The sequence below is a fragment of the Klebsiella sp. P1954 genome (assembly GCF_018199955.1).
GTDB lineage: Bacteria > Pseudomonadota > Gammaproteobacteria > Enterobacterales > Enterobacteriaceae > Klebsiella > Klebsiella pneumoniae.
Window position 1 is genome coordinate 4,163,890 of record NZ_CP073373.1, and the last position, 25,958, is coordinate 4,189,847.

Annotated in this window: 28 protein-coding genes; 7 read left to right on the forward strand and 21 right to left on the reverse strand. The window is 59.1% G+C overall.

Features of this window, described 5'->3' with window-relative positions:
- The first annotated feature begins 129 nt into the window (after positions 1 to 129).
- Together luxS and KB890_RS20085 are read left to right on the forward strand one after the other, a co-directional pair.
- Entirely contained in the window at positions 130 to 645 is a 516-nt protein-coding gene (gene luxS / locus KB890_RS20080; protein WP_002914351.1) for an S-ribosylhomocysteine lyase, read from the forward strand.
- 52 nt (positions 646 to 697) lie between these two features.
- Positions 698 to 1,465 carry an AraC family transcriptional regulator gene (locus KB890_RS20085; RefSeq protein ID WP_004149452.1) on the forward strand — a complete coding sequence of 256 codons (768 nt, stop codon included), beginning with the start codon at positions 698 to 700 and terminating at the stop codon, positions 1,463 to 1,465.
- On the opposite strand, the gene leuA is transcribed toward KB890_RS20085, so the two are convergent.
- From leuA to KB890_RS20155, 14 genes are all read right to left on the reverse strand, one after another.
- Complete coding sequence (gene leuA, locus KB890_RS20090; protein ID WP_004180988.1) at positions 1,444 to 3,120, reverse strand: 2-isopropylmalate synthase; 1,677 nt, start codon at positions 3,118 to 3,120, stop codon at positions 1,444 to 1,446. The genes KB890_RS20085 and leuA overlap by 22 nt on opposite strands.
- 136 nt (positions 3,121 to 3,256) lie before the next feature.
- Entirely contained in the window at positions 3,257 to 4,795 is a 1,539-nt protein-coding gene (gene emrB / locus KB890_RS20095) for a multidrug efflux MFS transporter permease subunit EmrB (RefSeq protein ID WP_002914342.1), read from the reverse strand.
- A 15-nt stretch (positions 4,796 to 4,810) separates the two neighbouring features.
- A complete protein-coding gene (emrA, locus tag KB890_RS20100; protein WP_002914339.1) occupies positions 4,811 to 5,983 on the reverse strand; it encodes a multidrug efflux MFS transporter periplasmic adaptor subunit EmrA in 1,173 nt (390 codons plus the stop codon).
- Between the two features lie 125 nt (positions 5,984 to 6,108).
- Positions 6,109 to 6,639, reverse strand: a complete 531-nt coding sequence (gene mprA / locus KB890_RS20105) for a transcriptional repressor MprA (RefSeq protein WP_002914337.1) — start codon at positions 6,637 to 6,639, stop codon at positions 6,109 to 6,111.
- A gap of 90 nt (positions 6,640 to 6,729) precedes the next feature.
- Positions 6,730 to 7,065: an L-valine transporter subunit YgaH gene (gene ygaH, locus KB890_RS20110; RefSeq protein ID WP_004174712.1), complete on the reverse strand. Its 336-nt coding sequence runs from the start codon at positions 7,063 to 7,065 to the stop codon at positions 6,730 to 6,732.
- Positions 7,055 to 7,801 (reverse strand): AzlC family ABC transporter permease, encoded by a 747-nt coding sequence (locus KB890_RS20115; RefSeq protein WP_004180986.1) that lies wholly within the window; start codon positions 7,799 to 7,801, stop codon positions 7,055 to 7,057. Before KB890_RS20115 ends, ygaH begins: the two co-directional genes overlap by 11 nt.
- A 178-nt stretch (positions 7,802 to 7,979) precedes the next feature.
- Positions 7,980 to 8,978 (reverse strand): glycine betaine/L-proline ABC transporter substrate-binding protein ProX, encoded by a 999-nt coding sequence (proX, locus tag KB890_RS20120; RefSeq protein ID WP_004149446.1) that lies wholly within the window; start codon positions 8,976 to 8,978, stop codon positions 7,980 to 7,982.
- A 78-nt stretch (positions 8,979 to 9,056) separates the two neighbouring features.
- Positions 9,057 to 10,124, reverse strand: a complete 1,068-nt coding sequence (proW, locus tag KB890_RS20125; RefSeq protein ID WP_020324142.1) for a glycine betaine/L-proline ABC transporter permease ProW — start codon at positions 10,122 to 10,124, stop codon at positions 9,057 to 9,059.
- Positions 10,117 to 11,319 carry a glycine betaine/L-proline ABC transporter ATP-binding protein ProV gene (gene proV, locus KB890_RS20130; RefSeq protein ID WP_002914328.1) on the reverse strand — a complete coding sequence of 401 codons (1,203 nt, stop codon included), beginning with the start codon at positions 11,317 to 11,319 and terminating at the stop codon, positions 10,117 to 10,119. Before proV ends, proW begins: the two co-directional genes overlap by 8 nt.
- 356 nt (positions 11,320 to 11,675) lie before the next feature.
- Positions 11,676 to 12,638: a class 1b ribonucleoside-diphosphate reductase subunit beta gene (gene nrdF, locus KB890_RS20135; RefSeq protein ID WP_002914327.1), complete on the reverse strand. Its 963-nt coding sequence runs from the start codon at positions 12,636 to 12,638 to the stop codon at positions 11,676 to 11,678.
- Between the two features lie 10 nt (positions 12,639 to 12,648).
- Positions 12,649 to 14,790 carry a class 1b ribonucleoside-diphosphate reductase subunit alpha gene (gene nrdE / locus KB890_RS20140; protein ID WP_002914325.1) on the reverse strand — a complete coding sequence of 714 codons (2,142 nt, stop codon included), beginning with the start codon at positions 14,788 to 14,790 and terminating at the stop codon, positions 12,649 to 12,651.
- A complete protein-coding gene (gene nrdI / locus KB890_RS20145) occupies positions 14,763 to 15,173 on the reverse strand; it encodes a class Ib ribonucleoside-diphosphate reductase assembly flavoprotein NrdI (RefSeq protein WP_002914321.1) in 411 nt (136 codons plus the stop codon). The genes nrdE and nrdI overlap by 28 nt, the downstream gene beginning before the upstream one ends.
- The gene (nrdH, locus tag KB890_RS20150; RefSeq protein ID WP_002914320.1) at positions 15,170 to 15,415 is read right to left on the reverse strand and encodes a glutaredoxin-like protein NrdH; all 246 of its coding nucleotides are present in this window, start codon (positions 15,413 to 15,415) and stop codon (positions 15,170 to 15,172) included. The genes nrdI and nrdH overlap by 4 nt, the downstream gene beginning before the upstream one ends.
- Positions 15,416 to 15,598: 183 nt before the next feature.
- Entirely contained in the window at positions 15,599 to 16,030 is a 432-nt protein-coding gene (locus tag KB890_RS20155; protein WP_004145727.1) for a carboxymuconolactone decarboxylase family protein, read from the reverse strand.
- Positions 16,031 to 16,118: 88 nt separating this feature from the next.
- Between KB890_RS20155 and KB890_RS20160 the strand changes: the two genes are divergently transcribed.
- Positions 16,119 to 17,471, forward strand: a complete 1,353-nt coding sequence (locus KB890_RS20160) for a MocR-like pyridoxine biosynthesis transcription factor PdxR (RefSeq protein ID WP_004149442.1) — start codon at positions 16,119 to 16,121, stop codon at positions 17,469 to 17,471.
- 143 nt (positions 17,472 to 17,614) lie between these two features.
- Here KB890_RS20160 and KB890_RS20165 read toward each other — a convergent pair whose 3' ends face one another.
- Positions 17,615 to 17,962, reverse strand: coding sequence for an ElaB/YgaM/YqjD family protein (locus tag KB890_RS20165; protein ID WP_002914293.1), 348 nt, complete (start codon positions 17,960 to 17,962; stop codon positions 17,615 to 17,617).
- 149 nt (positions 17,963 to 18,111) lie between these two features.
- On the opposite strand from KB890_RS20165, the gene KB890_RS20170 reads away from it, so the two are divergent.
- A complete protein-coding gene (locus KB890_RS20170) occupies positions 18,112 to 18,474 on the forward strand; it encodes a DUF2002 family protein (RefSeq protein WP_002914291.1) in 363 nt (120 codons plus the stop codon).
- Between the two features lie 85 nt (positions 18,475 to 18,559).
- Here KB890_RS20170 and alaE read toward each other — a convergent pair whose 3' ends face one another.
- On the reverse strand, positions 18,560 to 19,009 hold the full coding sequence (gene alaE, locus KB890_RS20175) for an L-alanine exporter AlaE (protein WP_002914289.1): 450 nt from the start codon (positions 19,007 to 19,009) through the stop codon (positions 18,560 to 18,562).
- A gap of 728 nt (positions 19,010 to 19,737) precedes the next feature.
- Between alaE and stpA the strand changes: the two genes are divergently transcribed.
- Complete coding sequence (gene stpA, locus KB890_RS20180; protein WP_002914287.1) at positions 19,738 to 20,139, forward strand: DNA-binding protein StpA; 402 nt, start codon at positions 19,738 to 19,740, stop codon at positions 20,137 to 20,139.
- Between the two features lie 72 nt (positions 20,140 to 20,211).
- Here stpA and KB890_RS20185 read toward each other — a convergent pair whose 3' ends face one another.
- Positions 20,212 to 20,391 (reverse strand): hypothetical protein, encoded by a 180-nt coding sequence (locus tag KB890_RS20185; RefSeq protein WP_002914284.1) that lies wholly within the window; start codon positions 20,389 to 20,391, stop codon positions 20,212 to 20,214.
- A gap of 205 nt (positions 20,392 to 20,596) precedes the next feature.
- On the opposite strand from KB890_RS20185, the gene lpxO reads away from it, so the two are divergent.
- Positions 20,597 to 21,499, forward strand: a complete 903-nt coding sequence (gene lpxO / locus KB890_RS20190) for a lipid A hydroxylase LpxO (protein ID WP_002914281.1) — start codon at positions 20,597 to 20,599, stop codon at positions 21,497 to 21,499.
- Here lpxO and KB890_RS20195 read toward each other — a convergent pair.
- The 3 genes from KB890_RS20195 to KB890_RS20205 all read right to left on the reverse strand — a co-directional run bounded on the left by KB890_RS20195 (position 21,480) and on the right by KB890_RS20205 (position 23,013).
- The gene (locus KB890_RS20195) at positions 21,480 to 22,025 is read right to left on the reverse strand and encodes a rhodanese family protein (RefSeq protein ID WP_002914279.1); all 546 of its coding nucleotides are present in this window, start codon (positions 22,023 to 22,025) and stop codon (positions 21,480 to 21,482) included. The genes lpxO and KB890_RS20195 overlap by 20 nt on opposite strands.
- 7 nt (positions 22,026 to 22,032) lie before the next feature.
- Positions 22,033 to 22,332: an ArsR/SmtB family transcription factor gene (locus KB890_RS20200; RefSeq protein ID WP_002914277.1), complete on the reverse strand. Its 300-nt coding sequence runs from the start codon at positions 22,330 to 22,332 to the stop codon at positions 22,033 to 22,035.
- Between the two features lie 75 nt (positions 22,333 to 22,407).
- Positions 22,408 to 23,013, reverse strand: a complete 606-nt coding sequence (locus tag KB890_RS20205) for an FMN-dependent NADH-azoreductase (RefSeq protein ID WP_004180979.1) — start codon at positions 23,011 to 23,013, stop codon at positions 22,408 to 22,410.
- Positions 23,014 to 23,116: 103 nt separating this feature from the next.
- Here KB890_RS20205 and KB890_RS20210 point away from each other — a divergent pair, with 103 nt between their 5' ends.
- On the forward strand, positions 23,117 to 24,025 hold the full coding sequence (locus tag KB890_RS20210) for a LysR family transcriptional regulator (protein WP_004149434.1): 909 nt from the start codon (positions 23,117 to 23,119) through the stop codon (positions 24,023 to 24,025).
- An 82-nt stretch (positions 24,026 to 24,107) separates the two neighbouring features.
- On the opposite strand, the gene KB890_RS20215 is transcribed toward KB890_RS20210, so the two are convergent.
- Positions 24,108 to 25,895 carry a sigma-54-dependent Fis family transcriptional regulator gene (locus KB890_RS20215; RefSeq protein ID WP_004180977.1) on the reverse strand — a complete coding sequence of 596 codons (1,788 nt, stop codon included), beginning with the start codon at positions 25,893 to 25,895 and terminating at the stop codon, positions 24,108 to 24,110.
- Positions 25,896 to 25,958: the final 63 nt, after the last annotated feature.

Genomic DNA, 25,958 nt, shown 5'->3' on the forward strand with positions numbered 1-25,958 from the left:
TGTGGCCAAACTTTCATCTCTGATTCAGGGATGATGATGATAATAAATGCGCGTCTTTCATATACTGAGACTCGCGGCTGAACAAAGAGTTCATTTTATTTTAAAAAAATTCACTCCCGGAGGTGACGAATGCCGTTGTTAGATAGTTTCACAGTCGACCATACCCGAATGGAAGCCCCAGCGGTGCGTGTCGCGAAGAAAATGAACACGCCGCATGGCGATGAAATCACCGTTTTCGATCTGCGCTTCTGCGTACCGAACCAGGAAGTGATGCCGGAACGCGGTATCCACACCCTGGAGCATCTGTTCGCTGGCTTTATGCGCGATCATCTGAACGGGAATGGCGTGGAAATTATCGACATTTCGCCAATGGGCTGCCGCACCGGCTTCTATATGAGCCTGATTGGTACGCCGGACGAGCAGCGCGTCGCTGACGCCTGGAAAGCGGCGATGGCCGATGTGCTGAAGGTGAAAGATCAGAACCAGATCCCGGAGCTCAACGTCTACCAGTGCGGGACTTACACCATGCACTCGCTGGAAGAGGCCCAGGACATCGCTCGTCATATCATTGAGCGCGATGTGCGCATCAACAGCAACGACGAACTGGCGTTGCCGAAAGAAAAACTGCAGGAACTGCACATCTAGTGCTTCCGCCACGGCCCGACGCCTGTCGCCGGGCCGCTCTTCTGACGCCGCGATGACGACGACGCTTTCCTTCTCCTTTCAGCACCGCCCTTTGGTGCCCTTTGCCCATGATTATGCCCACGGTGACCAGGAAGACTGGCATCAACATGACTGCGCCCAGCTGCTGCATATACTAAGCGGCGTGGTGCGGGTCGCGACGCCGGTAGGCTACTGGGTGGTGCCGCCCGGGCGCGGCGTCTGGCTGCCGGCGGGAACGCCGCACGCGCTGCGCATGACCGGCAACGTGGCGGCGCGCACCCTGTTTATCGATCCGCTGGCGCGCGCCGATCTTCCGGCGGGCTGCCAGATCGTACAGATCACGCCGCTGCTGCGGGAACTGATCGTGTCATCCCTGGCGCTGGCGGAACGCTATGCCCCCGCCAGCCGCGACGAAAGAATTTATGAACTGATCCTCGATGAGATCCGCGGGATGGCGATCCTGCCGTTTGGCCTGCCGGAGCCGCAAAGCGAAACGCTGCGTCGGCTGTGCCAGCAGGTACGCGAGGCGCCGGGCGAGGCCTGGAGCAGCGGCCAGGCGGCGAAGGCGTGCAGCATGAGCGAGCGAACCCTAAACCGCCATTTTCAGCAGCAGACTAGCCTGACGTGGAGCGAGTGGGTGCGCCGGGCGAAGCTAATGGAAGCGCTGGTGCGCCTGGCGCAGGGCCACTCCGTGCTGCGGGTGGCGCTGGAGCTGGGCTACGGTAGCCACAGCGCCTTCAGCGCCATGTTTCGTCGAGTGATGGGCGTCGCCCCCAGCGACTATTTTCGTCCCCCGGCCTGATCGGCGGCGCTGAGCGCATTGCACAGCGCCTGCAGCGAGGCGCGCGCCACGTCATTATCGATACCCACGCCCCAGTAGCTTTCTCCTTGCGGAAAAACGCAGCGGATATAGGCCACCGACCGGCTGTCGCTGCGCGCGCCGAGGGTATGCTCATGATAGTCCTTGATCATAAACGGCTGCCGAAACAGCGCGCTGAGCCCGCTGGCTGCGGCGGAGAGCAGGCCGTTGCCCTGGCCCTGCAGGCGTCGGGTTTCGCCGTGGTGACGCAGCGTTGCCTGCAGGGAAAGCTGGCCATCCTGCTGGCTGGCGCTCTGATAATCGAGCAGCGTCAGCGCCGGCTGCGCCTGCAGCCCGTAGCGCGTGCGGAACAGCTGCCACAGCGCATGGTGGGTCATCTCTTTGCCGTCGCTATCGGTGGCTTGCTGAACGTGCTGGCTGAAGTCCTGCTGCAGCCCGCGGGGCAGTTTCAGACCATGATTTTGTTCGATAAGCCAGGCGCTGCCGCTCTTCCCCGACTGGCTGTTGACGCGGATCACCGCCTCATAGCTGCAGCCTATATCTTGCGGGTCAATGGGCAGGTAGGGCATCTGCCACGGATCGCCAGGCTGACGGGCATCAAACCCTTTTTTGATCGCATCCTGATGGGAGCCGGAGAAGGCGGTGTAAGCCAGACTTCCCGCCCACGGGTGGCGCGGGTGAACGGGGATCTGGTTGCAGTTTTCCACCACCTCCACCACCCGGTTCATCTGCTCGAAGCGAAGCTCAGGGTCGATGCCCTGGCTGTAGAGGTTCATCGCCAAAGTCACCAGACAGACGTTGCCGGTGCGTTCGCCGTTGCCAAACAGGCAGCCTTCTACCCGATCGGCGCCGGCCATCACCGCCAGCTCGGCGCTGGCGACGCCGGTGCCGCGATCGTTATGCGGGTGCACGCTGATGCAGACCTCGCCGCGGCGGGAGAAGTGGCGGCAAAAATACTCGATCTGATCGGCATAGACGTTGGGGGTGTTGACTTCCACCGTCGCCGGCAGATTGACGATCATCGGTCGCTCGGCGCAGGGCTGCCAGACATCCGCCACCGCTTCGCAAATCTCAAGCGCAAACTCGGGCTCGGTGAAGCAGAAGGTTTCAGGCGAATATTCATATTGCCAGCGGGTCTCCGGCTGCTGTTCGCACTGCTGACGGATAAGCCGGGTGGCGCGGGTCGCGAGGGCGATCACCTCGGCCTTGTCCATGCCGAAAACCAGCTCGCGGAACAGCGGCGCGATGGCATTGTAGAGGTGGACGGTAGCCCGGCGGGCGCCGCGCAGCGCCTCAAAGGTGCGCAGGATCAGCGGGTCTCGCGCCTGGGTCAGCACCTGGATGGTGACATCCTCCGGGATGCGCTGTTCGTCAATCAGCTGGCGGACAAAGTTGAAATCGGTTTGTGAGGCGGAAGGGAAGGCGACTTCAATCTCTTTAAAGCCGCACTCCAGCAGCAGATCCCAGAACTGCAGTTTGCGGGCGCTGTCCATGGGCTCCGCCAGCGCCTGGTTGCCGTCGCGCAGGTCAGTCGACAGCCAGCGCGGGGCGTGGCTGATTTGCCGGTCTGGCCAGCGGCGGTCAGGCAGGGCGATCGGCGGATAGGGACGGTACTTTTCAGCAGGATGGCTCAGCATAGTGTTCTCCTTAATGGTCAGCCTTTATCCTGCCCGAGCGCAGGGTGACGGGCTTTCGCAAACGAGACAGAAACTAGCGAGAACTGGACAACCTGACGCCGTAAAAAAGGGACCCGGAGGTCCCTTTATGTGAGGCCTAGTGCGCGCCGCCGCCGCCTCCGCCGGCGCTGAACGGTGGTCTGGCGAACCACACCAGCCCCAACAGCAGGATGAAAATAGCCGCAGAAATCCAGAAGATTTCGTTGGCGGAGATAATCAGCCCCTGGTTGGTTATCTGCTGCGCTATCCAGCCGGACGCCTGCTGCTGCGTCATTCCCATGCCCTGCAGCTGATCGTATATCTGCTGCGCGTTGGGGTTAAAGGGGGTCACCGATTCGGTGAGCTGCGCATGATGCAGCGCCTCGCGGTTGGTCCACAGGGTGGTGGTGATCGAGGTCCCGATGGAGCCGGCAAGGGTACGGGTGAAGTTCGACAGGCTCGACGCCGCCGCCAGCCGCTCCGGCGGCAGGCCGGAGAGGGTGATGGTGGTCAACGGCATGAAGAAGCAGGCCACCGCGAAGCCCTGGATAAACTGTGGCCACGCCGAGGCGCCAAAGTCCATCCCCGGTTCGAAGGTCCAGGCGCGCCAGTAGAAGCAGACCGCGTACATAATAAAGCTGAAGGTGACCAGCCGCCGCATGTCGAGCTTATGCGCGAAGCGGCCGATAATCGGCGACAGAATGACCGGGATCACCCCCACCGGCGCCGACGCCAGGCCGGCCCAGGTCGCGGTGTAACCGTAGACCTCCTGCAACAGCTGCGGCAGCAGCACGATGGCGCCGAAGTAGAGCATATAGGCCAGACTGATACAGAGGCAGCCGATGGTGAAGTTGCGCGACTTAAATAGCGACAGATCGACAATCGGGTTATCGTCGGTTAGCTCCCAGACGATCAGGAAGCTTATCGCCACCACCGCCACGATGGTCAGAATGATAATCTCATTGGAGGAGAACCAGTCCAGCTCTTTACCCCGGTCCAGCATCACCTGCAGGCTACCGATACCGATGATCAGCAGCGCCAGACCGACACCGTCGATCCGCCGCTGTTCGGTTTTGGTTTCCCGGTTGCGCAGGGTCTGCAGGGTCATCAGCACCACCGCCACGCCAATGGGCACGTTGATAAAGAAGATCCAGCCCCAGTGATAGTTATCGCTGATATAGCCGCCGAGGATCGGACCGCAGATGGGCGCGACAATCACCGTCATTGACCACAGCGCCAGAGCGATAGAGCGCTTCGCCGGGGGATAGTTGCTGAGCAGCAGACTTTGCGACAGCGGGATCAGCGGTCCGGCGACGATCCCCTGAATGACGCGGAAGAAAATCAGCATCGTCAGGCTGTTGGAGACGCCGCAGGCCCAGGAGGCAATGGCGAAGGCGGTGGTTGACCACAGGAACAGCTTCACCTCGCCGACGCGCTTGGCCAGCCAGCCGGTGATCGGGATGGAGATGGCGTTAGCGACCCCGAACGAGGTGATGACCCAGGTCCCCTGGCTCAGCGACGAGCCAAGGTTGCCGGCAATGGTCGGGATCGCCACGTTGGCGATAGTGGAATCCAGCACCTGCATGAACGTCGCGAGCGACAGCGCAATGGTCATAATGACCAGCTGCGCGCCTTCCAGCGGTTTTTGCTGTTGCATTACACTCACCCCGAATTATCCGGCGTTGGCCTGAATGATCTCGTCTATCAGCTTATTAACCGGATCGAGAGCGATTTCGCGGGCATTGCTCTCGTAAACCGGGGAGCTCCGCACCTGGCTGGCCAGCATTTCACCATCGCGATCGGTGGTGTTGACTTCCACCAGCGTCGAGAGGCCGATGCGCAGCGGGTGTTCCGCTAGTTGTTTTTCATCCAGCTCGATACGAACCGGCAGACGCTGTACCACTTTGATCCAGTTGCCGGTGGCATTCTGCGCCGGCAGCAGAGAGAAGGCGCTGCCGGTGCCCATATCCAGACCGACCACTTTACCGGTGTATTTCACGTCATCGCCATAGATATCGCTGATCACGGTGGCCGGCTGGCCGATACGCATATGCGCCAGCTGAGTCTCTTTAAAGTTAGCATCGATCCACAGGTTGGTCGCCGGGACCACCGCCATCAGCGGCGTGGTGGTGCCAATCTGCGCGCCAGGCTGTACCGAGCGACGGGAAACGTAGCCGCTAATCGGGCTGACGATCTGCGTACGCTGCAGGGCCAGCCAGGCGTTACGCACTTCGGTGGCCGCCTGGAGCACCGCCGGCTGCTGTTCCAGCCTGGTGCCCAGCACGATCGCCTGGTTGGCGTTGTACTGCTGGATTGCCACGTCGAGTTCGGCCTGTGCGCTGGCGACGGTATCGCGGGCGTGCTGCAGCTCTTCGCGGCCAATGAGGTTCGCGGCGCCCAGCGGGATGCGGCGGTTCAGGTCAGCCTGCGCCTGGGCGAGGGCGGTTTTTTTGACGTCGATATTTGCCTGCAGCTGCTTGCTGTTGATCATCTGCTGGCGGGTCTGACGCACGCTGGCGGCCAGTTGGGTCTTAGCCTTTTCAAACGCCTGTTGGGCATCGGTCCGATCGAGCGTGACCAGCGGATCGCCTTTCTGCACGTAGTCCGTGTTGTCAGCCCAGACTTTGGTCACGCTGCCCGCGACCTGAGCCATAATTTGTACCTGATTCCCTGCCACGTAGGCATCGTCGGTCTCTTCGTAGTGACGCAGTACCAGAAACCAGTAAATCCCATATGCCACGGCAATAATAATGAAGAGCAATGTCAGCAACAGAAGGGCGCCTTTACGCTTTCCTTTTTTGCTGCCTGGTTGCTGCGGGGTTTGGCTCTCCGCATTTGCACTCATGTTATTCTCCACGATCTTATTATTTCACATCGGCTGAGCCGACCTGTTTATCAGAAAGGCCAGCAGAGATCTGCTGGCCTGGCTGTTTTCCTTGCAACGTAAAAATGGGCTGAGCGACGCCGCCCTTAGCGTAGAGAGTCCGCTAGCACGCCTTCTTCTTCCATCTGATCAAGGCGGCTCAGGAGTTTGCGGGTGATGTGTTCGAGCTGATCTTTTTCGCTGGTGCTAAGTGAAGACCACAGCTGATGCAGGCAGTTATGCTGCGGCGGCAGGACTTCACGCAAAAACTGATGGCCCTTTTCGGTCAGTTGCAGATGCAAACAGCGACGATCGTTATCGCTCTCGCGGCGCTCAATCCAGCCGCGTTTTTCCAGTTCATCAGCGATACGGGTGGCGTTGGTACGTGACGAGCCCAGCGCACAGCTCAGCTCGGACGGCTGGATGCTGTGGTTTTCCTGTGACTCCAGCGTAATCAGCGCCATAAATAATGTCTCGTTAATTCCCTGCGCTTTGAGCATTTTATTGCGATTTTCCAGCAGCTTACCTTGCATATGCATGCAAAGACGAGTTAACAGGATCTCCTGAAACGGGAAATCTTCATGGCGGCTGGCGCGGAACTTGAGCATTTGCTCAATGGGAGTAAACGAACTATCCATTTGGGTATGACCTCATTAATTACAGCCGATATAATAACTATTGTGACAAATAAATCAAATGAATTATTGACCAAAATTGATACGTAAAGCTTAGAGCCCGTTGGTGATTTTCCATGCCAGACCATAGGCAAACGCCGACAGCAGGGTCGGGACAATGATGCTGCGGGTTTTCCAGAAGGCGGCCCCCAGCACCAGGAAGCCGGTCAGCGTCGGCGCCAGGCGATGGGCATCGGCGAGGATCTCCGGCACGCTGGAGACCACCAACAGCGCGCAAATCGAGGCGATGCCAATGGTATCCAGCAGCACGCTGACCGGGCCGCGGCGGGCAGGACGGGCGTGGCCGGCGCGCAAACGCAGAGGAAGATAGCGAAAGAGATAGTTGACGCCGCCGACTATCACCCCGAGCAGAAGGACTTCACTGTTCATCCGGCATCCCCTTGAGCATGGCCTGAAGCAGCGCCGTCAGACACCCGCAGACAATTCCGGCGAGGATCGCCGCCGGAATGGAAAATAACAGAATGCCGCCCAGCGCGCCCGCCAGCGCCGCCGTGACGCAGAGTGACTGCTGACGCTGGAAAGAGGCCAGCAGGAAGCTCATAAACAGCGCCGGCAGCATAAAGCCGAGGGCGGCTTCCACCGCCGGATAATCCACCAGCAGGCCGTTGCCGGACCAGGCGCCGGCCAGCGTGCCGCACACCCACGATGCCCACGAGGTAAAAGCGAGACCGAGCATCCAGTTTTCGCTCCAGCGGCGGTTATCGCGAACCAGCCTGGCGGTAGCGGCGGCGAAAACCTCATCGGTCAGGCCGAAGGCCCAGAGGGCGGTTTTCTTTTTATCCAGCGCTGAGCGAATGCGGCTGCGCAATGAGGGGCCATACAGCACGTGGCGGACATCCATCGCCATCACCGTCAGGGCGGCGACCCACAGCGAACTGCCGGCGGCCAACATGGCGGTGATCACAAACTGGCTGGCGCCGGCGTAAATAATGCAGGAGAAGAACAGGCTTTCCAGCGGGGTGAAGCCCAGCCGGGTGGCATTGAGTCCGAAGGCGAATGCCACCGGAAGGTAGCTGATGACGATGGGGAGACTGTCTTTGATGCCTTCGCCGACGGTGGCGACGCGTTCAGGTAAGGCACAGGTTAAGGGCGCGGGGTTTTCCATATGAATAACTTATCGCTGGATCCATGTGAAGGTGGCAATTTGACCGATGTCTCCACCTTAACAGAGCGCGATGCGCCTTAACACTATGGAAATTCCTGGAATCGCTTTTCTATGACCTGGCCACGAGAAAGGGGGCAAGGGGGCCGGATAAGGCGCTGGGCCTTATCCGTGAGCGGGTTTACTGCTGCGCGGCGAGGGCGGTTTTCACCCAGCTGTCGAACAGCGGCTGGTGGGCTTTGATCCAGCCATCAACGTGGCCGTTAATGTCGGCTTCGGAAGCATGGCCTTCATGCATCATCGCATTCTCGGCGTTGATGTCGGCGATCGGCAGCTTCATGATGCTAAACAGAGTGGCGGCGGCCGGATTTTTCTCCGCCCAGGCTTTGTTAGCGACGATGTGCATGGTGTTCACCGGGAAGCCATAGTTGGCGCCGTTGGCCAGTTTGGTGTCGATGTTTTTCTGCTCGCCCGGAAGGGAGGAGAACGGCACCTGCAGCCAGACGACGTCCTTGCCAGGCTTCAGCACGTCGCTAACCCAGTACGGTGTCCAGGTGTAGTAGAGCACCGGTTTACCCTCTTTATACCGGGCAATGGTGTCGGCCATCATCGCCGCGTAGTTGCCCTGGTTATGGGTGACGGTTTTGCTCAGGCCATAGGCGTCAATCTGATGGTTAATCACTGCTTCGCAGCCCCATCCTGGGGTACAGCCGGTGAGATCCGCTTTACCGTCATTGTTGGTATCAAACAGTTTGGCGATCTGCGGATCTTTGAGCTGATCGATGGAGGTGATGTGGTACTGCTCAGCGGTTTTTTTGTCGATCAAATAGCCCTGGGCGGCGCCTGAGACGTACACTCCTTTGCGATAGAATTTGTTATCACCGCCCGCCGCGGCGTACATGTCATCGTGCAGCGGTTGCCAGTTGGTGGCGATAAAGGTGGTATCTCCGGCGGCAATCGACGTATAGGCAACGTTATAGTCCACTTCGCTGGGTTTCTCGACGGTGTAGCCCAGCTTCTCCAGCGCGCGACTGACCAGCAGGGTCTGGAAGCTCTCTTCGGAGATAGTGCTCTGAGCGGGCTTCACCGTAATCCCTTTACCCGGCAGGTCGGCGGCGAAGGCGCTGGTGGCGAGCAGGGTGGCAAAGGCGGCGGTGGCCAACATCGTACTATGTCGCATGGTGGTTCCTCTTATTGTTTAACGGGAAGGGCCGCTCCCGGGCATCGGCTGGTGTCGGGGAGCGGCGCTGTTATCGACTTATCGACAGAAAGGGCGAGTGATAAGCCCCAGCGGGCCGGTGGTGTACCAGCGGCGGTTGCCGCGACTGCGGGCGTCGCGACCGACGGCCTGGGTGAGGCGGTCAAGAATAATCGCCAGGATCACGATCCCCACCCCGCCGACGGTCGCCAGGCCCATATCCAGGCGACCGATACCGCGCAGCACCATCTGGCCGAGGCCGCCGACGGCGATCATCGAGGCGATCACTACCATCGACAGGGCCAGCATCAGGGTCTGGTTAACCCCGGCCATAATGGTGGGCATGGCCAGCGGCAGCTGCACCTTAAACAGCAGCTGGCGCGGGCTGGCGCCAAATGAGCGCGACGCTTCGATCAGATCCGCAGGCACCTGGTTTATCCCGAGGATGGTCAGACGGACGATCGGCGGCAGGGCGAAGATAATCGTCACCACCACGCCCGGTACGTTGCCGATGCCGAACAGCATCACGATCGGCACCAGATAGACGAACGCCGGCGTGGTCTGCATGGCATCCAACAGCGGGCGGATGATTTTCGCCGCCAGCGGGCTGCGCGCTAGCCAGATCCCCAGCGGCAAGCCGATAACCATGCAGAACAGCAGGGCGGTGAGGACCAGCGCCAGAGTGACCATGGCTTGCGACCACGCGCCGATGGCGCCGATGGCAATCAGCGATACCAGAGTGGCGACCCCCATGCCGAGGCTGGAGATCTGCCAGGCGATTAGCGCGAAGACGATAATCGCCACCGGCGCCGGCATCCCCAACAGCAGCTGCTGGAAGGCGCTGAGGATGTAGTCGATCGGCACGCGGATCCCCTGGAACAGCGGACGGAAGTGCAGCACGATCCAGTCGATGGCGTGGGTCACCCAACTGTCGAGCGGGATCAGGGTCTTATGGAACGGATCCATGATATTGAACTGTTCCGGCTGCGGCGCCGGGGCGCTGTGCAGCCAGTCGGCGCCGCCGCCATTAGCCGGCGCGGCAGTAGAGGCGCCACCCCAGGCGTCGGCAGCCTGCGCGGCGCTGTCGGTTGACGGGGCGCTGCCCCATGGATTGGTCTGATCAGCCATGATTCACCCCCTCGCGATCTAAAGCCTGGAGCAACATCCGTTTGGAAATGATGCCAATATATTGTTGTTCTTCATCCACTACCGGCACGGCGCACGGAGCGTGGCCGACGTGGGAGAGCAGATCGCTGAGCGGGGTTTGCGCTTCCACCGCCAGCGGGGCGTCAATCAGCGCCGCCTCGATCCCCTGCCCGGCGCTGAGGGCTGTTTTCAGAGAATCAATCGAGACAATCCCGACAAAGCGATTACCGCGCTCTATGACATAGCCATATTCCCGGTCTTCATCCTGTAATAATTTCAGCGCCGAACGGGGGCCAAAACCAGGCGTTTTACGAATCAGGCCAACCGGGCTGCGGCGGGCAATATCTTTCGCGCTGAATACCTGGCTAATATCCACGCCGCGGAAGAAGGTGCGCACATAATCATTGGCCGGATTATTTAATATTTCATCCGGAGTGCCGACCTGGACCACTTCGCCATTTTGCATAATGGCGATACGATCGCCAATTCGCATGGCTTCATCAAGGTCATGGGAAATAAAGACGATAGTGCGTTGATGCTTCGCCTGTAATTTGATGAGCTCATCCTGCATTTCGGTACGAATGAGCGGATCGAGCGCAGAGAAGGCTTCATCCATTAACAGAATATCGGGATTAATCGCCAGGGCGCGAGCTAAACCGACGCGCTGGCGCATGCCGCCGGAGAGTTCATCCGGCCAGGCGTGGGCATAATTCTCCAGCCCCACCTGACGCAGCGCCTCCCGGGCTTTTTGCTCTCGTTCGGCGGCGGGAACGCCGGCAAGCGCCATGCCAAACGCCGTGTTGTCGAGCACGCTCATGTGCGGCATCAGCGCAAAGGACTGAAAAACCATCGCAATTTTCTTGCGACGCACCTCGCGCAGCTCGGCATCCGACATTTTGGCGATATCGACCCCGTCAATCAGCACCTGGCCGCGGGTGGGTTCAATCAGGCGATTGAGAAGGCGAACCATGGTGGATTTCCCCGAGCCGGAGAGCCCCATGATGACGAATATCTCGCCTTCTTCAATGGCCAGACTGGCGTCTTTGACGCCAAGCGACAGCCCCGTTTTTTCCAGTATTTGCGCTTTGTTGAGTCCTTTCTCAATATATTTGAAAGCACGGTGTGGATGCTCGCCAAATATCTTATAAAGATTTTTGATTTCTAATTTAATTGCCATGCAATAGAGAAGTTCCTGTTATTTGTTTATTGCGATATGATACCCGATGGTGATTATGATCTTTTTACACCCTAACATACTCAGATTCTGTGACAACCCTCAATGGCAAACTCTCGGCAAAATCAGATGGGGACAACTGTGGCTAAGCCCCCGTGATATAAGGGCTGGGCGGTAATTTGTTGTTGGTAATATTTTTTGATTATCTTTGGATAATTCGACTGAAATGGACCGGTTTTCTGCTAAATATGACGAAGTGATGACTGTTAGGTCATGGAGAGAATATTTGGTGGATTAAACGCTATTTTGTGAAATTAATCACCAGGAATCCGCCTGCGATATTCCTGGTGAAAGTACGGTTAAAAGTCCCAATCGTCGTCGGCGGTCTCTTCCATTTTTCCTATCACGTAGGAGGAGCCGGAACCGGAGAAAAAGTCATGGTTTTCGTCGGCGTTGGGCGACAGCGCTGCGAGGATTGCCGGATTGACCGCCGCCATCTCCGCCGGGAACAGCGCCTCGTAGCCGAGGTTCATCAGCGCTTTGTTGGCGTTGTAGCACAGGAAAGCGCTGACGTCGTCGAACCAGCCGCTCTCGCCGTACAGCTCCCGGCTGTAGGCCAGTTCGTTGTCGTAAAGATCCATCAGCAGATCGAGGGCGAAATTTTTCAATTCTTCGCGCTTGCCGGGGCTGACGATCTCCAGTCCTTTCTGGTACTTGTAGCCGATGTAATAGCCATGCACCGCTTCATCGCGAATGATCAGGCGGATCAGATCCGCAGTGTTGGTCAGCTTTCCCCGGCTGGAGAAGTACATCGGCAGCCAGAAGCCGGAGTAGAAGAGAAAGGATTCGAGGAACACGCTGGCGATTTTTTTCTTCAGCGGCTCGTCGGCCTGATAGTAACCCAGCATCAGCTGCGCCTTGCGCTGCAGGGGATCGCAGCTTTCGCTCCAGGCGAAGGCGGCATCCACCTCCTTGCTGTGGCACAGCGTGGAAAAGATGGAGCTGTAAGAGCGGGCATGAACCGCCTCCATAAAGCTGATGTTCGACAGCACCGCCTCCTCATGCGGGGTTAAGGCGTCCGCCATTAGCGCCGGGGCGCCGACGGTGTTCTGAATGGTGTCAAGCAGGGTCAATCCGGTAAAGACGCGAATGGTCAACTGCTGCTCCGCCGCGCTGAGGGTTTGCCAGGCGGGAATGTCGTTCGACAGCGGCACTTTCTCCGGCAGCCAGAAGTTGCTGGTGAGACGGTTCCAGACCTCAAGATCTTTATCGTCATCAATGCGGTTCCAGTTGATTGCGCTGACGCGCGTTAAATGGGTCATCCTGTTCTCCTTACAGCGCGCAGGACACGCAGCCTTCAATTTCAGTGCCTTCCAGCGCCAGCTGGCGCAGACGGATGTAGTAGAGCGTCTTGATGCCTTTCTTCCAGGCGTAAATTTGCGCCTTGTTGATATCGCGGGTGGTGGCGGTATCGGGGAAGAACAGGGTCAGCGACAGCCCCTGGTCGACGTGGCGCGTCGCCTCGGCGTAAGTGTCAATGATCTTCTCCGGCCCTATCTCATACGCATCCTGGTAGAGGGCCAGATTGTCGTTATTCATAAATGGCGCGGGGTAGTACACCCGTCCGGTTTTCCCCTCTTTGCGGATCTCAATCTTCGAGACGATCGGGTGAATGCTGGAGGTGGCATGGTTGATGTACGAGATCGAGCCGGTGGGCGGCACCGCCTGCAGATAGCGATTGTAGATGCCATAGCGCATGACATCGTCGCGCAGCTGGCGCCAGCTTTCCCGGTCGGGCAGAGAGATGCCGGCGCGGGCGAACAGCGTGCGCACCCGTTCGGTTTTCGGCTGCCACTCCTCCTGCAGATATTTGTCGAAGTACGCCCCGCTGGCGTAGCGCGACTGCTCGAAGCCGGCGAAGCGCTGGCCGCGCTCGCGGGCCAGCTGCATCGAGGTGTGCAGCGCGTGCCAGGTCACGGTGTAGAAGTAGATATTGGTGAAGTCCAGCCCCTCCGGGCTGCCGTAGGCAATGCCTTCCCGCGCCAGGTAACCGTGCAGATTCATCTGCCCCAGGCCGATGGCGTGGGAGGCCGCGTTGCCGGCCGCCACCGAGGGAACCGACTGAATATCGCTCATGTCGGACACGGCGGTCAGGGCGCGCACCGCGGTGGCGATTGTGCGGCCGAAATCCGGCGAGTCCATGGTGTGGGCGATGTTCAGCGAGCCGAGGTTGCAGGAGATATCTTCCCCGATATGCGCATAGCTGAGGTCTTCATTATAGGCGGACGGCGTACTGACCTGCAGGATCTCCGAACACAGATTGCTCATGGTGACCCGCCCGGCCACCGGACTGGCGCGGTTCACGGTGTCTTCAAACATGATGTACGGGTAGCCGGATTCAAACTGGATCTCCGCCAGGCGCTGGAACAGGTCGCGGGCGCGGATCCAGCGCTTGCGGACCCGCTCGTCGGCCACCAGCTGCGGATAGAGGTCGCCGATGGCGCAATCGGCGAAAGGTTTGCCGTACAGCCGTTCGACGTCATAAGGCGAGAACAGGGCCATCTGCGCATCTTCTTTCGCCAGCTGGAAGGTGATATCAGGGATCACCACCCCCAGCGACAAGGTTTTGATGCGGATTTTCTCATCGGCATTTTCACGCCGGGTATCAAGAAAGCGTAAAATATCGGGATGGTGAACATGCAGCCAGACCGCACCCGCCCCCTGGCGGGCGCCGAGCTGATTGGCATAGGAGAAGGCGTCCTCCAGCATCTTCATCACCGGCACCACCCCAGAAGACTGGTTTTCGATGCGCTTGATCGGCGCCCCGGCCTCGCGCAGGTTGGAGAGTAAAAAGGCCACCCCGCCGCCGCGCTTCGACAGCTGTAGCGCCGAGTTCACCGCCCGGCCGATGGACTCCATATTATCCTCAATACGCAGCAGGAAGCAGGAGATCAGCTCCCCGCGCTGCTGTTTGCCAGCGTTAAGGAAGGTCGGTGTGGCGGGCTGAAAGCGGCCGCTGAGTATCTCCTCCGTCAGCTGCCGCGCCTGCTGTTCATCGCCCCGGGCCAGCGTCAGGGCCACCATCACGCTGCGTTCGGCGAAATCCTCGAGGTAGTGCTTGCCGTCAAAGGTCTTCAGCGCATAGCTGGTATAGAACTTCCAGGCGCCGAGGAAGGTCTGAAAGCGAAACGGAGCGCGCCGGGCATGGGCGAACAACGCCAGCACAAACCCGCGGTCATAGCCGGCCAGCACCTGCGGATCGTAATAGCCCTCGCTGACGAGCCAGCTGAGCTTATCCTCCTGGCTGGGGAAGGTGAGGGCGTTGGGCTGAACCTGGGTCGCCATAAAGGCCTCAACCGCCTGGCGATCTTTCTCAAACGGGATGCGGCCCTCGCTGTCGTACAAATTCAGCATCGCGTTGAGGGCGTGAAAATCCACGGCGGCGGTTATACGTTCTGCGGTTGTCGTTGCCAAAATTCGCTGACTCCTTTACGCACGGTGTTGATATCGTCGGGGGTTCCCATCAGCTCGAAGCGGTAGAGATAGGGCACGGCGCATTTTTGCGCGATGACATCTCCGGCACGCCCCCAGCCGTCGCCAAAGTTGCGATTGCCGGCGGCAATCACTCCGCGGATCAGCTGGCGGTTATGCACGTCGTTTAAAAAGCGGATCGCCTGACGCGGTACCGCGCCGGCGGTGCCGCCGCCGCCATAGCTGGGAACGATGAGAATATAGGGCTCGTCTACCCGCAGATGTTCACGCTCGTTCAGCGGGATGCGCACCGCCGGCAGCCCCAGGCGCTGCACAAAGCGATGGGTATTCTCCGAACGGCTGGAGAAGTAGACGATGAGGCTCATGCGCTGGCCGCCGTAAAGGAGGGGCGCAGGCGATTGATCATATCCGGGCGGAAGCCGCTCCAGCGCAGCTCACCGGCGATCACCACCGGCAGCTGGCGAAATCCCTGCTCGCGCAGGGTGTCGGCGGCATCCGGCTGCTGGTCGACGTTGACCATTTCAAAGGCCAGTCCCCGGCTCTCCATGGCTCGCCGGGTGGCATGGCACTGCACGCAGTCATTTCGAGTGTAAATAATAATGCGCATGATTCGTATTTCCATTTGAGATAACAGCACGGCGCTAAACATAGCGTCGAACGTAGTGGGCCATTCGATAAGGAAATACTAGATGTAGTTATTTAAAACTTCAACCACTCAATATATAGCGTTTTTGGCAAGTGAGTCCCCCGCCGGGATAGATCGGCGGAGGAGGGGGGAGGCTGTGCGGAACTACAGGCGCATGGCCACGGCGAGGCGGTTAAAGGCGTTCATCAGACTGACGGCGAAGGTCAGATCGCTTATCTGACGCGGGGTAAAATGTTCGCGCAGCGGCTGGTAAACCTCATCTTCCGCATGGCTGGTGGCAATGTCGGTGACCGACTCGGCCCAAGCCAGCGCCGCGCGTTCGGCAGGAGTAAAGTGGGCGCTTACCCGCCAGCCCGCAAGGGCATCCAGTTTGCTTTGTGCCATGCCGCCTTTGCGCAACGCCTGACTATGTTTCTCAAGACAGAAGGCGCAGCCGTTGATCTGCGAGACGCGTAAATAAACCAGCTCTACCAGGGCGTTGCCCAGCTCGCTTTTCTCCAGCGCGATGCTGGCCTGTACCAGCCCTTTATAGACTTCCGGGCTCAGTTCACTGAATGGCTGACGTAATTGGTTCATGGTGTTCTCCTCTCTAAGACGGCAGCCAAAATAGCACTATAATGGACTGCAAAAGATAGCCATATTGTGATGAAAAAAGCAGACCATAATGGAAGCGATTAACCTCCCGCTTTATCAGCGTATCGCCCGCCAGTTGAAATCGGCGATTGAACGTGGCGAACTGACCCCGGGCAGCCGTTTGCCCGCCAGCCGGGTGTACGCTCAGGAGCAGGGCGTCTCCCGGGCGACCATCGAAAACGCCTGGGGAGAGCTGGTCGCCCAGGGATGGCTCGAGCGGCGTGGGCAGGCGGGGACCTTTGTCAGCGAGCGGCTCAGCCCGCGCCAGCTGGCGCCGGTACCGCCAGTGCAACCGGCCGCGCCGACGGAGCCGCTGCCGTTTCAGATGGGGCTGCCGGCGCTGGATCTCTTTCCGCGCGGGCAGTGGGCGCGGGTGATGGGGCGTCGGCTGCGGACGCAGTCGCGGTTCGATCTTGCACCCGGCGATCCCGGCGGCGATCCGCTTCTGCGCCAGGCTATCGTCGATTATCTACGCCTGTCGCGCAGTATCGACTGTCAGCCGGATCAGGTGTTGATCACCGGCAGCTATGCCGCCTCCATGAACCTTATCCTGCGTACCCTGGCGCAGCCGGGACAGCATATGTGGATGGAAGATCCGGGGTATCCCTTTATCCGGCCGGTCGTCGAGGCTGGGCAGCTGGCGGTGGATGCGATTCCCGTGGACGACGAAGGGATGGACGTCGGCTGGGGCCAGCGTCATCACCCGCAGGCGCGATTTGCCCTGCTCACACCAGCCCATCAGAGTCCGCTGGGGGTCGCGCTGTCGCTTCCCCGACGCCGCCAGCTGCTGGCGTGGGCCGCGGAGCGCGACGCGTGGATCATTGAGGACGATTACGATAGCGAGTTTCGCTATCACGGCAAACCGCTGCCGCCGCTGAAAAGCCTTGATGCGCCGCAGAGGGTCATCTACGCGGGCACCTTCAGTAAGTCGATGTTCCCGGCGCTGCGCACCGCCTGGCTGGTGGTGCCGACCCCGCTGGTGGCGCGTTTTCACCAGACCGCGGAGCGCCAGTCCTGCACCGTTCCCACCCTGTGGCAGCAGACGCTGGCGGATTTTATCCAGCAGGGACATTTTTGGCGTCATTTGAAGAAAATGCGTGCCAGCTATAGCCAGCGTAGACAGTGGCTGGAGTCGGCTCTGCAGGCGCAGGGCTTTCAGGTCACGCCGCAGCTGGGGGGAATTCAACTGGTTATGTCGGTCAGCGGCGACGATCGGCTGCTCGCGCGGCGGGCGGTTGTGGCCGGGCTGGCGGTGCAGGCGCTGAGCGACTGGCGGATTCGCCACGCGGGCGAGGGGGGATTATTGATGAGTTTTACCAATATACGTTCGCCGGCGATGGCTGACGGACTTGCCCGACGGCTGAGAGAGGCGATCGCGATTTGATGGCGCTTAAGTCGGGGAAGCAGAAAAACCCCTGCGGCCAGAGGCGCGCAGGGGCTGACGCGTATTTGTTATCTTCATTGCCTTCCGTAAAGCTCGCGGGCTACCGCGCGCCAATCGCGCGGCGGCAGCCGACGCTTAAGCTATTATCGACGTAAATTGAGCAATACGCCAATAAATACCCCGACGGCGGCGGCGGCGCCCACACTGTGCCACGGTTTATTGCGCACGTAGGTATCGGCACAGCCCAGCGCATCGCACGCTGCCTGGCGCGCATCCAGCGCCGCCTGCTGCACCCGGTTGTGGCCATTAAGACGGGCACGAGTCTCTTTTAACAGCGACTGCGCTTTGACACGCGCCGCTTCCGCTTCCTCTTTGGCGTCACTGCCCCATGATTTCAGCACCTCTTCCAGCGTATCCGCTAATTGGCTGACATCGTTATGAATATCTTCGGCGTTCTCGTCAAAATTGTTGCGGTTCACATGGTTAGCCATCGTTATCTCCCTTAATTCCATCGAGTGAGTAAGTGTAGGACAAGATTTTGAATTATGCTTACTGTTGTGGTTTCTGGAATTTTCCGAAAGCACTGTCCTTAATGAATAAGGTAAGGTCAATGTGCGGTAAAAGATAACGAGGAATCAGTATGTATTTAAGACCCGATGAGGTGGCGCGTGTTCTTGAAAAAGCCGGCTTCACCATGGATGTTGTGACGCAAAAAGCGTACGGCTATCGCCGCGGCGATAATTATGTTTATGTGAACCGCGAAGCGCGCATGGGGCGAACAGCGTTAGTTATTCATCCGGCGTTAAAAGAGCGCAGCAATATGCTGGCCGAACCAGCTTCAGATATCAAAACCTGTGATCATTATGAACAGTTTCCGCTGTATTTAGCCGGGGATGCGCAACAACATTATGGTATTCCGCATGGATTTAGCTCACGCATGGCGCTTGAGCGTTTTCTGAATGGGCTATTTGGCGAAGCCCAGCCGGCAATGTCGACGAATTAATACGGCGATAGGCATTTAAGGATCCAGGCGAGGCGGGCTGGCGGGAAGAGGCGACTGGCAGAGCCAGTCGCTGCTAACGCGTTGGTCAGGCCTTCGCCTGCTGATAGGGCGCCACGCGGAACAGGCGGCGGCAATAGTCGAGGAAGTAGCCGTAGGCGGCGCCCATCATCATCGATACCGCCAGGTTCGAGCTCACCGCGGCGACAATCTGGTGCCAGTCAGCACCCACGCTCCACAGAATAGCGACATACACCGGCGACTGAAAGGTGACGTAGGCCAGCACGTCGGCCATATTTTTCATCCACCTGGCTGGGCTGATGCGCCGGGCCTGACGCATGGCGAAATCGCGATAAATCCCATAGGGTACGGCAATAATAATGTTGACCGGGATCGCCACCAGACGCGACGATAACGACTGCTCAAACGTCATACCAGAGAGAAAAATTTCGATCATCATGTTGACGACGGTGCAGTAAACCACCATCGCAAAGGTGTCTGCAACCGCATGCCGCAAGCGGGAGTGCGCAGAGAACATCGGAGTGCTCCTCGAAAATGAAGTCATTAACGCCGAAAAATGCGCGTTGGTATAGCGTTTTTGGGCTGCCTGTTTTGATGTGCGTAGAGTATATCTCTGCATTAAAAGTGGCAACTAGCTATAAATTTTTATTTATCGCCTTTTTGTCGATAAAATACTCTGCGCTGGTTTGTTTTTTGTTCGTTACGCTACTTTTATTCCTGTTTTTGCAAATATCAATATTTATCAATGTGTTACTCTTGATTGCGAAATCGAGACTGGCCGAGGGAACGGCGCCTGATAGCCAACCATGGCGCAACATCACGCGAGTGTGTGATTCCGCTCTCTTTTAGGATTTTTTATGCCGTAAGTCGCGTTTTTATGGTGAAAAATTCTGAATTGCGAATTGTTGTTTTATTCCCGTTTTCTGATTAACTATTCACTGTGGCCAAAGGTATGTATCAGTGCGGCCACGTATGAACAGCAGGTAACCCGCTGACCATAAAGCTAATATTCCTGGCGAGAACGGTGGTTTTTCCCGTCATTCTGCCTTTTTTATTTATTCACTCTCTTTTTTGCCTGTGCTTATGAAAAAGGCTCAGGTATTTGCCAATATAGTTCCAGGGGATAACCGCTAATATCCACCTTATATATTTATCTGGACAACCGAAGGCTGGAAATAAATAAACGTTTCTATTACACTTGCCGCGTTGTATCTTTTAATTTGCTATTTGGAATTTTTTAATTTTATGTCTTCAATGTTACACAAACTGAATAATATCCGTTCACTGCGTGCCCTGTCCCGTGAATTCTCCATTGACGTGCTTGAAGAGATGCTGGAAAAGCTCAGGATCGTCACTGAAGAAAAACGTACGCAACAGCAGCAGGCAGCTCAGCAGCAGGCTGAATATCAGGAGAAAGTGAATACCTGGCTTGAACTGATGCGCGCCGACGGTATTTCTCCTGACGAGCTGGTGGCCGATATTCAGCCGCCAAAGGCGGGAGGCAAAAAGCGTCAACCGCGCCCGGCGAAATATCGTTATACCGATCATACTGGCGCAGAGAAAACCTGGACCGGACAGGGAAGAATGCCGAAGCCGATTGCCGAGGCTGTCGCCCAGGGTAAATCGCTGGATAGCTTTTTAATTTAACGCCTTCGGGCCAGCGCCAGGCCGGTGGTGAGAGACCCACCGGCCTGGCCTTATGACTTTAAGCGAGGGGCTTTAGCAGACGCCGAAGTCTCCCTCTTCCTGATACGGCGTGACCTCGTCCGACTTCAGCGAATAGCGCTCTCCCTGCTCCTGTGCGGCCTGAACCACCACCAGTTGCTCCCCTTGCACTTCCACCACTTTCAGTTTTGGTCCGCCCGCTCGGGGTTGTACCAGATCGCCGACAGCAAACATAATTCACTCCTCACTGTTAACACCATGGATAAACCTAAACCATAGCTCAACGCCCGCTCACTGAACACCGGGCGTGCTGTTTTTTGTTAAAACAATTTGGAGTTATATGTATTAACATTGTTAATGTTTTGCTGGCGCCATACCGCTGCTGAGAAAGGGGGACGGCGAGGGTAGGGTTACCACCAATCAGGTCAGGAAAGACACCATGAAGTATATCATTCTGTTGATCATTGTTATTGCTGTACTGTATGTCCATTACCGCGGACGGGTGCGCTATCGTTTCTGGCGGCAGCTCTCCGACCATTCCACATTTACCGCGCCGCTGAATGGATTTATGTATTTATTTTCCCGCGTGCCGAATACGCCTTATCTGCGGCCGGAGATGTTTCCCGAGCTGGCGATATTGCAGCAAAACTGGCAGGTTATTCGCGACGAAGGTCTCCACCTTCAGCAGCTGGAGCAGATTAAAGCGGCCGATAAATATAACGATGCCGGGTTTAACTCATTTTTCAAAACCGGCTGGAAACGCTTTTATCTGAAATGGTATGAGGATGCCCATCCTTCCGCCAGCCAGCTCTGTCCGCAAACTACCGCGCTGCTGCGCGATATCCCGTCGGTGAAAGCGGCCATGTTCGCCACTCTGCCGGACGGTAGCCGTCTGCCGCGCCATCGTGACCCCTACGCCGGCTCGCTACGCTTTCATCTGGGCCTGGCAACGCCGAACGATGACCGCTGCTTTATCGAGGTGGATGGCCAGCGTTACAGCTGGCGCGATGGAGAAGGCGTGCTGTTTGACGAGACCTATATCCACTATGCGGAAAATACCAGTGGTGAGAATCGCCTGATTCTGTTCTGCGATATTGAACGGCCGATGCGCTACCGCTGGGCGCAGAAAGTTAACCACTGGCTGGGACGCCATCTGATGAGCGCCGCTTCGGCGCCCAACGATATCGGCGATCGCACCGGCGGGATTAACCGGGCGTTTCGCTATATTTACCAGATCCGTATTGTTGGTAAGCGGTTGAAAAAATGGAATAAGACGGTCTATTACATCGTCAAATGGCTGCTCTTCGGCGGCATTGCCTGGCTTATCTGGAGCGCGTTTTAACCCCCTGGCGCCGGTTCCACGGCATGGTCGCCAGCAGACGCGCCATGCCGCAAAAGCCGGTTACGCCGGCGAAGGTGAGCCCGGCGCCGACCGCGCCGCTGAGCAGGAAAAAGCCGCCGTTAACGGTATAGCCCAGCAGCACCCCCAGTAAAATCAGGACGCCAGCGGCAATTTGCACCTGGCGCATCAGCGGCAGCGGCTGCGATGAATCTTCCACTACCGGCAACCCCGCGGCTTTCCACGCCTGAATTCCTCCTGCCAGCAGGCAGGTCTGCGCCGGCGCGGCGGCCGCGGCCAGACGAATCGCATTATTCTGCGTCCGGGAACCCGCCTGGCAGTGAAAGATGACCGTCTCTCCGGCCCGGGCATTGAGGGGCGCACCGCTGGTCAGAGTGGCGAGCGGCACCAGCTCGGCATCGGGGATATGTTCGCGCGCATATTCATCCGCATCGCGGATATCAATCAGTCTGGCGCCCTGGGCAATCTGCGCCTGGGCCTCGGCGGGAGTTAAGGTGGCGATGGTCATAGGATCCTCACGGGCAATAGAGCGTTTTCAGCGTATTGATCACCTGCTGTACCGCAGGGTGAGTAATGAAATAGTGGATACGCTGGGCGTCGCGCTCGCTGTCGATCAGCCCCTCGTCACGCATCCGCGCGAGGTGTTGCGAGGTGGCGGAGGGGCTCAGCCCTGTAGCCCGGGCGAGTTCGCCGGCGCTGGCCCTGGGCGCATCGCACAGCATGCACAGGATCAGCAATCGGTGAGGATTGCTCATCGCTTTCATCAGCGCGGCGGCTTCTCCGGCGCGGGCCTGCAGGTCTTCAGGTGTGGTCATTTATTTTAGCTTTGTCTAAATTTAGATAACTCTAAAATAAAAAGGCCGCCAGCGCCAGCACAATTTCTCCACGACTCAGGCCGGAACGGCGAGCCGGGCAATCTGCGCCCGGGCGCTGGCGATCCCGGCGTCGCGACCATGCGGGCGATTGTCCAGCCCTTCGGCATAGATAAATTCCACCTCCTGGATCCCCATCAGCCCCAGTACCGCGCGCAGATAGGGCGTGACGGCGTCGGTAGTTTCTCCCTGGTGAATACCGCCGCGGCTGCTGACGACCACCGCCCGGACGCCCTCCACCAGCCCCTGCGGCCAGCTCTCGGTGTAGCGAAAGGTTTCCCGCGCCCGCGCCACGAGGTCGAACCATTTTTTTAGATCGGTCGGGACGTTGAGGTTATACATCGGCGCGCCAATCACCAGCAGGTCGCTGGCCTTTAACTCGGCGATAAGCTGGTCGGAGAGGGCGACCACCTCGCGGATAGCAGGCTGCGGATCCACTGCCCCGCGCAGGGCGGCGAACAGGGGGCGATCCAGCGTTGGCAGCGCCATGGCGCTGAGATCGTGTTCGGTGAGCCGATCGCCGTGTCCCGCCGCCTGGCGCGCCGCGAGAAATTCGTTAATCAACTGATTGGTCAGGGATGTTTCGCCATTAATGCTGGATTTTAAAACCAGAACGTTAGCCATGGTGAGTGCCTCAAATGAAAGATAGAAGCAAAGACTAACACTGTCTTTTTTGTCTCAGGAGTGACATTATTATTCCCTATTGTATCCCGTAAGGAACCAATCTGTGCGCGACGATCTGAATGCGATCCCGGTATTTGTCACCGTGGTCGAGAGCGGCAACTTTGCCAGCGCGGCGGCGATCCTCCATGTGACGCGTTCGGCGGTGGGAAAAACCATTGCCCGGCTGGAAGCGCGTCTCGGCGTGGCGTTATTCCAGCGTACCACCCGACGGCAACTGCTGACGGAAGAGGGGGAGCAATTCTATCTCCAGTGCCGGGAAGCGCTGGAGCGCATCCGCGAGGCCGAAGAGACGCTGCAGCGCGGCAAAGATGAGGTGCAGGGGCGGCTGCGGGTGTCGCTGCCGGTGCTGTTTGGCCAGCGCTGCGTGGCACCGCTGCTGTTCCGCCTCAGCCAGCGCTATCCGTTACTGAAGCTCGAGCTCCACTACAGCGACCGGCAGGTCAATCTGCTGGAGGAGGGGTTTGATCTTGCGGTGCGTATCGGGAGCCTGGCCGATACCGGGTCGCTGCGGGCCCGTGCGCTGGGAGAGCACGGCATGGTGCTGTGCGCGGCGGCGGAGTACCTGCGCCAGCAGCCAGCGCCGCAGACTATTGCCGGGTTGAACGAGCACCGTACCCTCGGCTATCTGCACAACGGCCAGCTGCAAAAATGGCAACTGTATGACCCGCAGCAGGGCGACGTGCGCTTCAGTCCGCAGACGTGGCTGATACAGGATGATTTTGCCGCCATCGCGGCGGCAGTGCAGCAGGGGATGGGCATCGCCTGGCTGCCGGACTGGCTGGTGGCGCAGGCGCTTGCCGATGGGACATTGCAGCAGGTGTTGGCGCCCAGCGCTCAGGTGCGTTTCGCCATCCACGCGGTATGGCCGGAGGGGCCGTGGCTGCCGCAAAAAACGCGGGCGGCGATCGATGCCCTGCGGGAAGGGCTACCTCTTACCGCAACACCTGGTTAGCGCAGAGAGATATAACCGCCATCTATGGCGGCGGAGGTTTTCCGACAGCGTGCAAGCTACCGGCGCGCTTTACGCCATAGCCTCAGCGACGAGGCCGTCCGGCACGGGCGGCACGGCGGTACAACGTGCTGCGGGCGATACCCAGCATCTGCGCCGCCCGGCTGACGTTGCCGTTGACCCTGGCCAGGGTATCGACAATCAACTGCTCATCATGGGCCTGCAATCCCCCGCGCGGCAACGGCGCAGGCGCGGCGCGATACGCCTCCGGCAGCGCGTCGGGCGTCAGCGTGTCGCCCTCATCGGCGAGAGCCAGCATTACCTTCAGGACGCTCTGCAGCTGGCGTACGTTTCCCGGCCACGGCAGCTGGCTGAGGTGAACCAGCAGCGCGTTTGAAAGCGTCACCCGGCGTGAAGCACCGCCCAGGTCGTGCCACAGGGTGGCGATAAAGGTTTCCAGCGCCGGCCACTCGCGCAGCGGAGGCAGCGCCAGGGCGTATTCCCGCAGGCGCCACAGCAGATCTTCACGGAATTCTCCGGCGCTGACCCGCTGGGTCAGGTTGCGGTGGGTGGCGCAGATCAAGGCGAAATTCACCGGCACGCTGCGGCTGGCGCCCAGCGGAGCGACCTCTTTCTCCTGCAGGACGCGCAGGAGGCGGGTCTGCAGCGCCAGCGGCATATCGCCGATCTCATCAAGAAACAGCACCCCGCCGTCAGCCTCGCGGATTTTACCGATATAGCCATTTTTGCTGGCGCCGGTAAACGCCCCCGGCTGGTAGCCGAAGAGCTCGGATTCGATCAGCGATTCCGGAATGGCGGCACAGTTAATGGCGACAAATTTACCGCTGCGCCAGCGGCTGTGCCGGTGCAACGTGCGGCTGACATACTCTTTGCCGCTGCCGGTTTCTCCTTCAATGCACAGGGCGATGCCGGCGTTGAGCAGCCGCAGCAGCTTTTCGCCTTCGCGCGGACTGGTAAAGGGGAGATGCATGGCCGGCGGGGCGCTTACCGCCACCCGGCGGCGGGTGGGCGCCCGCAGGCGATAATGGTAGCGGCCCTGCGGCGTGGTCAGCGGCAGCGGGACGCTGACCGCCGTTTGCGTCAGCGTCGGAAAAAGCGAGGCAAAGGTGAGCTGGCCAAACTGCGCCGCGCTCAGGCCGAACTCGCGCATCGCCAGCCGGTTGCCGGCGGTGAGGACGTTGTCGGAAAAGACCAGCAGCAGCTCCTCGACGCTGTCGAGTTTGTCCACCTGCCGGTGCAGGCTCATCAGCCACTGCTCAGGATGCAGACTCTGTTTCACCCACAGATATTCAATTTGCTTTGCCGCCGCTTTTACCCAGCCAAAGGTGTGCTGGTGGGGAAAATTCGCCGGGCCGGAGATATCCAGCACCCCGGCGATGCTTCCGTCCGGTCGCTGGAGCGGCATCGCCGCGCAGTACAGATTCTGGTTGCGGGTAAGAAAGTGCTGGCGGCCATCGATCTCGCAGCCATCGTCAATCGCCAGCGCGGTGCCGATGGCGTTGGTCCCGCGCCCGCTTTCACTCCACAGATTGCCGGGAGCCAGCGCCACGCGCTGGGCCTTTTGCAGCGCCTGGGTATCGCCGAGAGTATGCAGCACCAGGCCGTCGGGGTCGGAAAGGATCACCACCGACTGCAGGTCTGCGACCTGGCGCGACAGGGCTTCCACCACCGGCTGCGCCAGCTGCTGCAGGCCGCGGTGGCTGGCGAGCCGGTCCGCCAGCTCGCCGGCGCCGAGGCGGGGAAAATCCTCGGTGGCGGGATCCAGCCCGTAGCGCTGGCAGCGAGACCACGAATCGCTCAGCAGGGGATTCGCATTAACCTCTGGTGCGAGAAGAAAGGGATTGCCTGCCATAGGGCACCTCTGGGTCGATGTTGCTGTGTTGCAATATTGTAGCCATTTGGTTTATTTGATGTT